An 11937-nucleotide genomic window follows, 5' to 3' on the forward strand; every position below is an offset into this window, starting at 1 on the left:
GGCCTGACCCCGCGGCTACCGTGGGCCCATGGAGGTCCGACGGGTGGCAGTGGGTGCGGTGGTCGCGCTGCCGTTCCTGCTCGGCGCCGCCGCCGGTGCGCCCGGTGCAGCCGAGGACGTCGCCTTCCGGTTCTCCGACACCGACGTGGTCGAGTCGAGCGGCCTCGTGGTGCTCGAGGGTCCTGCGGCCGGCGGCCTCGTCGTCACCACCAACGACTCCGGTGACTCCGGACGGGTGTTCGCCGTCGACCCGGACACCGGTGACACCGTGGGCGTGACCTCGTGGGCCGGCGACCCGGTCGACGTCGAGGCACTCGCCCCGGCCGGTCCCGGCCACGTCTGGGTCGGCGACATCGGCGACAACGCCCGCGCGCGCGACTCCGTCGAGGTCCTGCGCGTGCCGGTCGGCCGCGGCGACCGCAGCGTGACGCCCGAGTCGTACGAGCTGGTCTATCCCGAGGGCGCCGGCGACGCCGAGGCGCTGCTGGCGGACCCGCTGACGGGCCGCCTCCTCGTGGTCACCAAGGGCGTCTTCGCCGGCACGGCGTACGCCGCTCCGCTCCAGCTGCGGGCCGACCGGCCCAACCGGCTGGTGGAGGTCGGCGACGCCCCGGGGCTCGTCACCGACGCCACGTTCCTGCCGGGCGGGGGCGGCGTCGTGATGCGGACCTACTCCCACGCCCACCTCGTCGCGTTCCCGTCGTGGGCGCCCGTCTCCTCATGGGAGCTGCCGCAGCAGGACCAGGGCGAGGGTATCGCGCTGGCCGGTCGGCGCCTGCTGGTCAGCACGGAGGGCGCCCGGTCGCAGGTCCTGGAGGTGGACCTGCCGCCCGCGGCCCGCACCACCGCCCTGCAGTCGCCGGCGTGGACGGCGCTGCGGTGGCTCGCGGCCGCGACGGGGAGACCGCTCCCGGCCTAGGCCCGGGCCTGGACCCGGGCCGAGGCAGAGGGCTCGGCGAGCGCCTCGTCGAGCGCGGCCTGGACGTGCAGCGTCGTGCACGGGAAGACGGGCAGCTCGACGTCGGCCTGCTTGACCAGCAGCTCGAGCTCGGTGCACCCGAGCAGCACGCCGCCGGCCCCGGCGTCCCACAGCTCCTCGATGATCTCCACGACCCGGTTGCGGGTGCGGGGCAGCACGACGCCGTGGACGAGCTCCTCGTAGATCGCGTCGTTGAGGAAGTCGTGGTGGCGGACGTCGGGGACGACGACCGAGAGGCCGTGGCCCCGCAGCCGGTCGACGAAGAACGGCTCCTGCATCGCGACCTTGGTCCCGATGAGCCCGACCGTCTCGACGCCCGCCTCACGCACCGCGGCGGCGACGACGTCGGCGAGGTGCAGCACCGGGATGTCGACGGCCTCCTCGACCTGGTCGGCGACCTTGTGAAAGGTCGTCGTGCAGAGCAGCAGGAAGTCCGCGCCGGCCCGCTCGACGCCCCGCGCCGCCTCGGCGAGCAGCGAGCCGACCTGGTCCCAGCGCTCGTCGTCCTCGAGGTGGGTGACCTCGGCGAAGTCGACCGTCGTCAGGGCCAGCCTGGGCGAGGAGAGCCCGCCGAGGCGCTCGCGCATCCCGAGGTTGAGGTCGCGGTAGTAGACCGCGCTGCTCTCCCAGCTCATGCCGCCGACGAGTCCGATGGTCTTCACGCGCGGCAGTCTCCCACGTCTCAGGCCCGGTGCACCTTGTGCGCCGCGGCCTGGGCACGCGGCTTGATGACCAGCTCGTCGATGTCGACGTGCGACGGCCGGGTGGCCACCCACGCGATGGCGTCGGCGACGTCCTCGGCGAGCAGCGGCTCGGCGACGCCGGCGTACACCGCGTCGGCCTTCTCCTGGTCACCGCCGAAGCGGACCAGGGAGAACTCCTCCGTGCGCACCATCCCGGGCGCCACCTCGGTGATCCGGATCGGCTCGCCGTTGAGCTCGAGCCGCAGCGTCTCGGTCACCACCTTCACGCCGTGCTTGGCCGCGGTGTAGCCGCCGCCGCCCTCGTAGGCCCAGCGCCCGGCGGTCGAGCCGACGTTGACGATGACCGCGTCGCCGCTCGCGCGGAGCGAGGGGAGCAGGGCCTGGGTGACCCGGACGAGGCCGAGCACGTTGACGTCGTACATCCAGCGCCAGGCGTCGAGGTCGGCCGCGTCGACCCGGTCGACGCCGACCGCTCCGCCGGCGTTGTTGACCAGTGCGTGGCACACCGGGACGGCCGCGGCCAGGGCCTCGACCGACGCCGCGTCGGTGATGTCGCAGGTGATCGCCTCGCCACCGATCTCGGCGGCCAGGTCCTCGATGCGGTCGGTGCGCCGGGCGGCGCAGACGACGCGGAAGCCCTGCGCGGCCAGGGCGCGCGCGGTGGCGGCGCCGATGCCGCTGGAGGCGCCGGTGACGACGGCGGTGCGGGGGTGGGCAGGATCGTGGGTCTGGCCGTGGGGGTGGTCGTGGGGGTGGTCCTGGGTCATGGAGCCATCCTGCCAAGATGTCCCGGTGATCATCGCGGCGGCAGACGGTTCGGCCCTCGGCAACCCCGGTCCGGCCGGCTGGGCCTGGTACGTCGACGACGACTGCTGGGCCTCGGGCGGGTGGCCCCACGGCACCAACAACATGGGCGAGCTGATGGCCGTGCTCGACCTGCTGCAGCAGACCGCGCACCTCGACGACGAGCTTCGCGTCTACTGCGACAGCACCTACGTCATCAACACCGTGACGAAGTGGATGGCCGGCTGGAAGCGGCGCGGCTGGCGCAAGGGCGACGGCAAGCCAGTGATGAACGTCGAGCTGGTCAAGGGCCTCGACGCTGCCATGCAGGGCCGCCGGGTCGACTTCGTGTGGGTCAAGGGCCACGCCGGGCACGAGCTCAACGAGGCGGCCGACCGGCTCGCCAACGCGGCCGCGGCGGCGTACCGCGACGGGCGCGAGCCCGACCCCGGACCGGGGATCCCGGACAGCTCGACCGCCCACCCCGCCGCCAGCGTCGGGCAGGTCGAGCCGGAGCCGGACCTGTTCTCCGGCCTGGGCCCGGAGGAGCCGGACGTCGTCGTCCTCGCCGACGCGGCTCCGGCGCCCACCGCGCCCGACGTCGAGGTGGTGTCGCTCGACCTGCTGGACGGCGACACGGTCCGGCTCGGCTGGCGGGTCCCGGGCGACCCGTCCGCAGCGGTGCGCAGCGGCGTCTGGGAGCGCGCGGGGGACCAGTGGCGCCGGCGGACCGACGGGTCGTGAGCCGCGCCGGCGCCGGGCCGCCGTGGCACACTTCCGGGATGCCTCCAGCGAAGCTCGCCGCAGCCGCGGCCCTCCTCGGCGGCCTGCTCTGGGTCGTCCGTGCCCTCCTCGGCGGCGGCTCCGACCCGCTCGCCGGCACGCTGTTCCTCATCGGCCTGGCGCTCCTGCTCGTCGGGGCGGCCGTCTTCGGCACGACGCTCGTGCGGAGCGACGCGGTCGCGATGCGGGTGACCGTGGGCCTGGCGGCCGGGCTCCTCGCGCTGTCCCTCACCGAGGCCTTCCGCCCCGCCGACACCCCCTGGTACGACGGCGGCTGGGGCGTCCTCGCCGTCCTGCTGGGCGGACTGGGCCTCGTGCGCGGCAGGCGCGGCGCTTCCGGCCGGCCCGGGGCCGGCGCCCACTCGCGCTGAACCCACCCCTCCGGGCGCGGTGGACGACACCACCGGGAACACCGGGGCCCCTCGCGCGGTTGCACCGGAGGTGCCCGCGTCCGGGCACTCCCCGGACGGGCGGACACAGGAGGCAGCGTGGGCGAGCGGGTGGCGATGATCAGCCTGCACACCTCCCCCCTGGACCAGCCGGGCACCGGTGACGCCGGGGGGATGAACGTCTACGTGATCGAGCTCTCCAAGCGGCTGGCCGCCCAGGGCATCGACGTCGACGTCTTCACCCGCGCCACGTCCTCGGCGCTGCCGCAGGTCGTCGAGGCCGCCGACGGGGTGCTGGTGCGCCACGTCGCCGCCGGGCCCTTCGAGGGCCTCACCAAGGGCGAGCTGCCGGGCCAGCTGTGCACCTTCGCCCGCGAGGTGCTGCGCGCCGAGGCGATGCAGCCGCTCGGGCACTACGACGCCGTGCACTCCCACTACTGGCTCTCCGGCCAGGTCGGGGCGCTGGCCCGCGACCGGTGGAACGTGCCGCTCGTGCACTCCATGCACACCATGGCCAAGGTCAAGAACGAGGCGCTCGCCGCGGGCGACACCCCCGAGCCGCTGTCGCGCGTCATCGGCGAGGAGCAGGTGGTGGAGGCCGCCGACCTGCTGGTCGCCAACACCGACACCGAGGCGCGCCAGCTGGTCGACCTCTACGACGCCAGCCCCGACGCGGTCGAGGTGATCCACCCCGGGGTGGACCTGTCGGTCTTCGCCCCCCGCGGGCGCGCCGAGGCCCGCCGTGAGCTGGGCCTCCCCGAGGACGCCGTCGTGCTGCTGTTCGCGGGCCGCATCCAGCCGCTCAAGGCGCCCGACGTGCTGCTCCGCGCCGTGGCGGTGCTGCTCGACGAGGACCCGTCGCTGCGGGGGCGCCTCGTCGTACCCGTGGTGGGCGGCCCCTCCGGCTCCGGGCTCGAACACCCGACCTCCCTAGCCGACCTGGCCGCCGACCTCGGCATCAGCGACGTGGTCCGGTTCGTCCCGCCGGTCACGCAGGCCGAGCTGGCCGTGTGGTCCTCGGCGGCCACCGCGGTGGCGGTGCCGTCCTACAACGAGTCGTTCGGCCTGGTGGCCGTCGAGGCGCAGGCGACCGGTACGCCGGTGGTCGCGGCCGCGGTCGGTGGCCTCACCACCGTGGTGCGGGACGGCGTCAGCGGCCTCCTGGTCGCCACCCACGAGCCCCGCGACTGGGCGGCCAGCCTCCGCCGCCTCGTCGACGACCCGGCGCTCGTGGAGCGGCTCGGACGTGGTGCCGTGGCGCACGCCCAGGAGTTCTCGTGGGAGCACACCGCCGCCCTGACGTTGAAGGCCTACGAGCGCGCCGCCGGCCGGATGCGTGCTGAGATGGCCTCATGAGCGCCCTCGAGACGATCCGCGCCTACCTCGCCGACAACGAGATCGAGCACGAGGAGACGAGCCGCGAGGGCGTCCCCGGCGCCCGCTTCTCGCTGACCCTGCCGGGTGAGAAGAAGCTGCAGACCCCCGTGCGCCTCGACGTCGGCCCGCACGCGCTCGGCGTGCACGCCTTCGTGTGCCGCAACCCCGACGAGAACCACGCGCGCGTCCACCGCTGGCTGCTCGAGCGCAACCTGCGGATGTACGCCGTCTCCTTCGCCGTCGACCGCCACGGCGACATCTACCTCGAGGCACGGCTGCCGCTGGCCGCGGTCAGCGCCGACGAGCTCGACCGGATCCTCGGCTCGGTGCTCGCCAATGCCGACGAGTCCTTCAACGCCATCCTCGAGCTCGGCTTCGCCTCCTCGATCCGCAAGGAGTGGGAGTGGCGGACCTCCCGCGGGGAGTCGACCCGCAACCTCGAGGCGTTCCGCGGCTGGCTCGAGGCCCAGCCGTGACCTCCCAGCCGTGAGGACCGGCGCCGGGATCCCCTAGGCCCCGGCGCGGGGCTTGCGCCGGGTCATCAGCACGCCGACGATCGCGAGCGCCCCGCCGACGAACGTCAGGGACGGCGGCACCTCGTCGATCGTCAGCCAGGCGATCAGCGTCGCGATGCCGGGCACCAGGAACGTGGTGAGCGACAGCGCGCCCGCGTCGGTGTGGGTGAGTGCGTAGGCCCAGGTCGTGAACGCGACCGCGGTCGGCAGGACGCCGAGGTAGACGATCCACCACAGCTCGGCACCGCCGTCGGCGACGATGCCCGGCAGGTCGCCCGAGAAGGGCAGGCAGACCACCGCGCCCATGAGGAACGACACGAACACCACCTGCACCGAGGGGAGCCGGCGCAGCAGCACCTTCTGCGTCAGCACGCCGACGGCGTACATCGCCGCCGCGAGCAGCACGAGCAGCACGCCCAGCACGCTCGCGCCGGCCTCGGTGGAGGACCCGCGGGCGATGACCGCGACGCCGGCGAAGCCGACGACCATGCCGGCGAGCAGCCAGCCGTGGAGACGCTCCCCGAACAGCGGCACCGCGAGCAGCGCGACGATGACGGGGCCGATCTGGATGATCATCGCCGCCGTGCCGGCATCGACGTGCCGCTCACCCGCGTTGAGCGCCAGGTTGTAGACGCCGAACCAGCCGATCCCGCCGACGGCGAGCAGCGTCCACTCGCGCCGCGTCGGACGGACCCAGCCGTGGCGCAGGACCAGCGGCAGGACGACGAGCGCGGCCACGAGCAGCCGGCCGGAGCCGAGCGCGCCCGGGCTGACGTCGTGGGCGACGTGGCGGATCACCACGAACGCCGAGGCCCACATCACGAGCGTGACGCCACCGGCCGCGACGGGGAGCCAGGCGGGCGGTGCCCCGGTCTCGCCGGGTGCGCCGGTGGGGGACTGCGTCGTGGTCGTCACGAGTCAAGGCTAGGTACGGTCATGACCGGGCGCCAGCGGTTTTCGGACGCCGAACGCCGACATCCCGCCGTGGCTCAGAGGTCGAGCTTGTAGCCCAGCCCGCGCACGGTGACGAGGTACTTCGGCTCGCCCGGGTCGGGCTCGAGCTTGGCGCGCAGCCGCTTGACGTGGACGTCGAGGGTCTTGGTGTCGCCGACGTAGTCGGAGCCCCAGACCCGGTCGATCAGCTGGCCGCGGGTCAGCACCCGCCCCGGGTTGCGCAGGAACATCTCCAGCAGCTCGAACTCCTTGAGCGGCAGCCGCTGCTCGGAGCCGTCCACCGTCACCACGTGCCGCTCGACGTCCATCCGCACCGGCCCGGCCTCGAGGGTGTCGGGCATGAGGTCCGGCTCGTGCCCGCGCCGCAGCACGGCCCGGATGCGCGCCACGAGCTCGCGGGGGGAGTAGGGCTTGGTGACGTAGTCGTCGGCGCCGAGCTCGAGCCCGACCACCTTGTCCACCTCGTCGTCCTTGGCGCTGACCATGATGACCGGGACCGAGGAGGTCTGGCGGATCTGGCGGCACACCTCCGTGCCCGGGATGCCGGGGAGCATCAGGTCGAGGAGCACGATGTCGGGCCCGAAGCGGTCGAACTCCGTGAGGGCTGTGTTGCCGTCGGCGGCGATGGCCACCTCGTAGCCCTCCTTGCGGAGCATGTAGGCGAGCGCGTCGCTGTAGCTCTCTTCGTCCTCGACGACGAGTACCCGTGTCACGGGCGTACCTCCTGCTGGTTCCTGCGTGGGGTGGACGTGGTGGCCGGCCGTGCCGGCACGACGAGCTCGACGGGCGTGCGCCCGGAGCCCTGGTCGGTCTCGGCGTTGCGGGGGAGCGTCAACGTGAACGTCGAGCCCTGCCCCTGCACGGACCACACCGAGATGTCGCCGCCGTGGGTCGCCGCGACGTGCTTGACGATGGCCAGCCCGAGGCCGGTGCCGCCGGTGGAGCGGTGCCGGGCGGGGTCGACGCGGTAGAACCGCTCGAAGATGCGGTCGATGTCCTCGGCGGGGATGCCGATGCCCTGGTCGACCACGCTGATCTGGATCTGCTCGCCCTCGGAGCGGGTGGTGACCACCACGCGCGAGCCGCTGTTGGAGTAGGCGACGGCGTTGGCGACCAGGTTGCTGATGGCGGCGCCGATCTGCTCCTGCGAGCCGAAGACCTCCAGGCCGTGCTGGCCGCGCGACTCGACGGTGATCTCCTTGGCGGCGGCCTCCATCGCGCTGGTGTCGACGGCGGTGGCGACGGCGGCGTCGAGGTCGACCATGACCGGCGTCTCGAACGGGTCGTGGCCCTGCAGCCGGGACAGCTCGATGATCTGCTGCACGAGCTTGGAGAGCCGGTCGCTCTCCTTGAGCATCCGGTTGGCGAAGCGCTGCACCGCCTCCGGGTCGTCGGCGGCGTCGGTGACCGCCTCGGCCAGCAGCCGGATGGCGCCGACGGGGGTCTTGAGCTCGTGGCTGACGTTGGCCACGAAGTCGCGGCGCACCGCCTCGACGCGCCTCTCGCGGGTGCGGTCCTCGACCAGGGCCAGCACGAGCCGGGCGCCCAGGGGCGCCACGCGCGCGGTCAGCGTGCGGTCGATGCCGCCGGCGGCCGCGGGCATCTCGAGCTCGCTCTCGCGGATCTGGCCGTCGCGGCGCACCTGCGCGACGACGTCGAGCAGCTCGGGGACCACGACCGTGCTGCCGCGCACCAGCCCGAAGGCGTACGCCGGCGCCGAGGCCTTGAGGACCTGGTCGGACGCGTCGACCACGATCGCGCTCGAGCGCAGGATGCTGAGCACGGCGGCCACGCCGGCCTGCACGACCGGCTCCTCCGCGGCGGGCAGCGTGTGGCGCTGGCGCTCGCTGATGTGCCAGGCGAGGACCGCACCGCCGGCGACGATGGCCCCGACGATCGCGGCCAGACCAGCCTGCATCGTCGGGTCCACGCCCACCATCGTACGCAACCGGCACGACCGTCCAGACGGGTTGGACACCGGGCGCCGACTGTTCACGCGCCGTTCATCGGGCACGTACGTGTGTTCGCTTCGGCTCCCTAGGGTGGCGGCATGCGTGAGGCCTTCCATGACCAGCTCGACGGCATCTTCGCCGACCTCTCCGAGATCTGCGGGCAGGTCGAGGTCGCGGTGCGCGAGGCGACCAAGGCCCTGATGACCGGCGACATCCACACCGCCGACCAGGTCATCAGCGGCGACAAGGCGATCGACGCCGCCCGCGAGCGCGTCGACGACACCGCGTTCGCCCTGCTGTCGCTGCAGCAGCCCGTCGCCGGCGACCTCCGGATGATCGTGTCCGCGCTGCGCATGGTGAGCGAGCTCGAGCGGATGGGCGACCTGTCGGTGCACGTCGCGAAGATCGCTCGGCTGCGCGTCCCCGCCGTCGCGGTGCCGGACGAGCTGCGACCCACCATGGAGCGGATGGCCGAGACGGCCGAGGACATGGTGCGTCGCGTGCGCGGCATCATCGTCGACCGCGACGTCGAGGCCGCCATCGAGCTCGGCCGCGACGACGAGGTCATGGACCAGCTGCGCCGCCGCAGCTTCACCGAGCTGCTCTCCACCGACTGGCAGCACGGCGTCGAGGCCGCGGTCGACATCGCCCTGCTCGGCCGCTACTACGAGCGCATCGCCGACCACTCGGTGTCGGTCGCGAACCGGGTGGTCTTCGTGGTCACCGGGGACCTGCCGCCCCGCGACTGAGCCGGGGGCCCAGCGGCCCCGGCTCGAAGGCCGGACTCAGCGGCCGGACTCAGCGGGCCCGGACTCAGCGGCCCTGGTTGGCGACCGCGGCCGCGGCTGCTGCCGCCGCCTCGGGGTCGAGGTACTCGCCGCGGGCGACCGTCGGGCGCAGGTCCTCGTCGAGGCGGTAGACCAGCGGCATGCCGGTGGGGATGTTGAGCCCGGCGATCTCCTCGTCGCTGATCTTGTCGAGGTGCTTGACCAGGGCGCGCAGGCTGTTGCCGTGGGCCGCGACCAGGACGGTCTTGCCGCTCTGCAGGTCGGGCACGATCTCGGCGTCCCACCACGGCAGGAACCGGGCGATGACGTCCTTGAGGCACTCGGTGCGCGGGAGCTCGTCGCCGAGGTCGGCGTAGCGCGGGTCGCCGGCCTGGGAGTACTCGTCGGCGTCGTCGAGCGGCGGCGGCGGGACGTCGAAGGAGCGCCGCCAGAGCATGAACTGCTCCTCGCCGTACTCCTCGAGCGTCTGCTTCTTGTCCTTGCCCTGCAGGGCGCCGTAGTGGCGCTCGTTGAGGCGCCAGCTGCGCTTCACCGGGATCCAGTGGCGGTCGGCGGCGTCGAGCGCCAGCGCGGCCGTGTTGATCGCGCGGCGCTGCAGCGAGGTGTGCACGACGTCGGGGGTGAGCCCGGCCTCGCGGATGAGCTGGCCGCCGCGCACCGCCTCGGCCCGGCCCTTCTCCGTGAGCGCGACGTCGACCCAGCCGGTGAAGAGGTTCTTGGCGTTCCACTCGCTCTCGCCGTGGCGGAGCAGGACCAACGTGTGCGTCATGAGACGTCCAGACCTTCCCAGTAGCCGCTGTCGTCGGGCATCACGGGGACCTTCATGGTGACGGTCTCGCCGTTGCCGAACTCGATCGCCAGCGGGACGAAGTCGCCGGCGGTGAACTCGCCGGTCAGCACGATGCCCACCGGGGGCTCCGCGAGGTTGACGAAGCCGCCGGCCGGGATGGCCACCGGCTCGAACTCGGCTGCAGTGATCGACTCGCCCTCGTCGCCCCCGACGCCGGTGAAGCTCTGCTCCTCGGTGTCGTCGTTGTTGGAGAACGAGGCCACGAAGGTGCCCGAGCCCTCCTGGCCCGAGACGACCACCGCTCCGAGGACGTCGACGAGCGCCTGGCGGTTGTCCGCCGCGCTGTTGACGGTGTACTCCCGATCGGTGGCGTAGTCGAAGCCACAGGAGGACAGCGGAGCGGCGAGCGCAAGAACCGCAGCGGCGGTCGCGATGAGTCGTTGCTGCATGGCGCACAGCCTAGCGTCGGCTCAGGTCAGTCCGACGGTCCGCCCTGCGATGAGGATGCCGAGGACGACGAGGGTGGTCCACACGCTCGCCACGAGCAGCAGCCGCGGTGTCCCCGTGCGCAGCGCGAGCAGCATCGGGAGCGACCGCTCGGCCTCCTCGTGGTCGTCCACCAGGCCCGGCAGCGACAGCAGCACGTGGACGCCCAGGCCGAGGGCCGCGGCGAGGGCGACCACCGCCGCGGTGGGCGGCGTCGTGGCGCCGACGCCGTTCCAGCCGCCGTACGCCAGGAAGGCGGGGTAGAGCGCGAAGCTCGCCGTCCACGGGACGAAGGACAGCGGCCGTGCGTGCAGCAGGCGGTCGCCGATCGCCGAGAGCGCCAGGAGGGCCAGGTACGCCGTCGCCGCCCGGCGGCCGTGGGCCACCGCGAGCGGGACGACGAGCAGGACCCCGCAGGCGATCGCGAACCAGACGGTCCCGGCCTCCAGCGCGCCGAAGGTGAGCGGCTTGTCGGGACGCCGACGGGCGTCGCGACCCCGGTCGGTCAGGTCGTCGGCCCAGCCCAGGACCGACTGGCCGACCAGCACCGTCGCGAGCACGAGCGCGACCTCGCGCAGCGGCCTCCCGGCGACGGCGGCCGCGGCCGCGAGGGCCGTCGCGGTGCCGACGGCCTGGCGCGGGTGGGCGGCTCGGAGGAGGGCCAGCGCCGGGGTCGTCGCCATGGCCCGAAGTATGGCCGAGCGCCTTCCCGCGGCCGGCCCGCGGTCGGGCAGGACCACAGAGACCCGCGTTCTGTCAAGCCCGGAAGTGCCCTCTGACCTGCACAAACGCGTTCGGAAGAGATTCGAACCCGTGTTAGAATGGTCACCTAGGAAGGGGAACTGAACATATGACTTTCACCGTTGGCGAAACGGTCGTCTATCCCAATCACGGGGCCGCTGTCATCGAGGACATCGAGATGCGGACGATCAAGGGAGAGGACCGGCAGTACCTCGTCCTGAGGATTGTCGCCCAGCAGGACCTGGTGGTCCGAGTGCCGGCCTGCAACCTCGACCTCGTCGGTGTCCGCGACGTCGTCGACAAGGAGGGCCTCGACCGCGTGTTCGACGTCCTGCGTGCCGCCCACGTCGAGGAGCCGACCAACTGGTCGCGCCGCTACAAGGCCAACCTGGAGAAGCTCCACTCCGGCGACGTCATGAAGGTGTCGGAGGTCGTGCGCGACCTGTGGCGCCGCGAGCGCGACCGCGGTCTGTCGGCCGGCGAGAAGCGGATGCTGGCCAAGGCGCGCCAGATCCTGGTCTCCGAGCTGGCCCTGGCGGAGAAGACCAACGAGGACAAGGCCGAGGCCATGCTCGACGAGGTGCTCGCCTCCTGAGCAGCAACGACACCGACCGAGGCCCCTGGGACGAGATCCCCAGGGGCCTCGGTCTCGTTCTGGACGAGGACCGCGGCTCGCTGCCCTTCGCGCTGCTGCAG

The 11937-nt window shown here is 73.1% G+C and carries 14 protein-coding genes and 1 pseudogene; 7 read left to right on the forward strand and 8 right to left on the reverse strand.

Translation table 11 applies throughout. From position 1 onward, the window contains the following. The first annotated feature begins 28 nt into the window (after positions 1-28). The gene (locus tag SHK17_RS03395; RefSeq protein WP_322424962.1) at positions 29-919 is read left to right on the forward strand and encodes a hypothetical protein; all 891 of its coding nucleotides are present in this window, start codon (positions 29-31) and stop codon (positions 917-919) included. Here SHK17_RS03395 and SHK17_RS03400 read toward each other — a convergent pair. Continuing rightward, the gene (locus SHK17_RS03400; RefSeq protein WP_322921081.1) at positions 916-1641 is read right to left on the reverse strand and encodes an aspartate/glutamate racemase family protein; all 726 of its coding nucleotides are present in this window, start codon (positions 1639-1641) and stop codon (positions 916-918) included. The genes SHK17_RS03395 and SHK17_RS03400 overlap by 4 nt on opposite strands. 20 nt (positions 1642-1661) lie before the next feature. Beyond that, on the reverse strand, positions 1662-2450 hold the full coding sequence (locus tag SHK17_RS03405) for an SDR family NAD(P)-dependent oxidoreductase (RefSeq protein ID WP_322424960.1): 789 nt from the start codon (positions 2448-2450) through the stop codon (positions 1662-1664). A gap of 25 nt (positions 2451-2475) precedes the next feature. On the opposite strand from SHK17_RS03405, the pseudogene SHK17_RS03410 reads away from it, so the two are divergent. The 4 genes and pseudogenes from SHK17_RS03410 to SHK17_RS03425 all read left to right on the forward strand — a co-directional run. Continuing rightward, a pseudogene (locus SHK17_RS03410) lies at positions 2476-2987 on the forward strand (ribonuclease H family protein); the annotation flags it as partial. Between the two features lie 261 nt (positions 2988-3248). Then, complete coding sequence (locus SHK17_RS03415; RefSeq protein ID WP_172269696.1) at positions 3249-3620, forward strand: hypothetical protein; 372 nt, start codon at positions 3249-3251, stop codon at positions 3618-3620. 117 nt (positions 3621-3737) lie between these two features. Continuing rightward, positions 3738-4994, forward strand: coding sequence for a D-inositol-3-phosphate glycosyltransferase (gene mshA, locus SHK17_RS03420; protein WP_322424958.1), 1257 nt, complete (start codon positions 3738-3740; stop codon positions 4992-4994). Beyond that, positions 4991-5491, forward strand: a complete 501-nt coding sequence (locus SHK17_RS03425) for a type III secretion system chaperone family protein (RefSeq protein ID WP_322424957.1) — start codon at positions 4991-4993, stop codon at positions 5489-5491. The genes mshA and SHK17_RS03425 overlap by 4 nt, the downstream gene beginning before the upstream one ends. A 33-nt stretch (positions 5492-5524) precedes the next feature. On the opposite strand, the gene SHK17_RS03430 is transcribed toward SHK17_RS03425, so the two are convergent. The 3 genes from SHK17_RS03430 to SHK17_RS03440 all read right to left on the reverse strand — a co-directional run bounded on the left by SHK17_RS03430 (position 5525) and on the right by SHK17_RS03440 (position 8414). Next, the gene (locus tag SHK17_RS03430; RefSeq protein WP_322424956.1) at positions 5525-6445 is read right to left on the reverse strand and encodes a DMT family transporter; all 921 of its coding nucleotides are present in this window, start codon (positions 6443-6445) and stop codon (positions 5525-5527) included. A 74-nt stretch (positions 6446-6519) separates the two neighbouring features. Then, positions 6520-7197: a response regulator gene (locus SHK17_RS03435; protein ID WP_172269700.1), complete on the reverse strand. Its 678-nt coding sequence runs from the start codon at positions 7195-7197 to the stop codon at positions 6520-6522. Next, positions 7194-8414 (reverse strand): sensor histidine kinase, encoded by a 1221-nt coding sequence (locus tag SHK17_RS03440; protein ID WP_322424955.1) that lies wholly within the window; start codon positions 8412-8414, stop codon positions 7194-7196. The genes SHK17_RS03435 and SHK17_RS03440 overlap by 4 nt, the downstream gene beginning before the upstream one ends. A gap of 120 nt (positions 8415-8534) precedes the next feature. On the opposite strand from SHK17_RS03440, the gene phoU reads away from it, so the two are divergent. Continuing rightward, the gene (gene phoU, locus SHK17_RS03445; protein ID WP_172269704.1) at positions 8535-9185 is read left to right on the forward strand and encodes a phosphate signaling complex protein PhoU; all 651 of its coding nucleotides are present in this window, start codon (positions 8535-8537) and stop codon (positions 9183-9185) included. Between the two features lie 64 nt (positions 9186-9249). Here the strand turns inward: phoU and SHK17_RS03450 are convergent, their stop codons facing one another. From SHK17_RS03450 to SHK17_RS03460, 3 genes are read right to left on the reverse strand one after another with little or no spacing between them, the layout of a single operon-like run. Then, the gene (locus SHK17_RS03450) at positions 9250-9993 is read right to left on the reverse strand and encodes a phosphoglyceromutase (protein ID WP_172269706.1); all 744 of its coding nucleotides are present in this window, start codon (positions 9991-9993) and stop codon (positions 9250-9252) included. Further along, positions 9990-10463 carry a copper chaperone PCu(A)C gene (locus tag SHK17_RS03455; protein ID WP_172269708.1) on the reverse strand — a complete coding sequence of 158 codons (474 nt, stop codon included), beginning with the start codon at positions 10461-10463 and terminating at the stop codon, positions 9990-9992. Before SHK17_RS03455 ends, SHK17_RS03450 begins: the two co-directional genes overlap by 4 nt. 21 nt (positions 10464-10484) lie before the next feature. Further along, positions 10485-11183 carry a UbiA prenyltransferase family protein gene (locus SHK17_RS03460; RefSeq protein WP_322921082.1) on the reverse strand — a complete coding sequence of 233 codons (699 nt, stop codon included), beginning with the start codon at positions 11181-11183 and terminating at the stop codon, positions 10485-10487. Between the two features lie 167 nt (positions 11184-11350). On the opposite strand from SHK17_RS03460, the gene SHK17_RS03465 reads away from it, so the two are divergent. Beyond that, complete coding sequence (locus SHK17_RS03465) at positions 11351-11836, forward strand: CarD family transcriptional regulator (RefSeq protein ID WP_056602200.1); 486 nt, start codon at positions 11351-11353, stop codon at positions 11834-11836. The last annotated feature ends 101 nt before the right edge of the window (positions 11837-11937 follow it).

The sequence above is a fragment of the Nocardioides renjunii genome (assembly GCF_034661175.1).
Taxonomy (GTDB): domain Bacteria; phylum Actinomycetota; class Actinomycetes; order Propionibacteriales; family Nocardioidaceae; genus Nocardioides; species Nocardioides renjunii.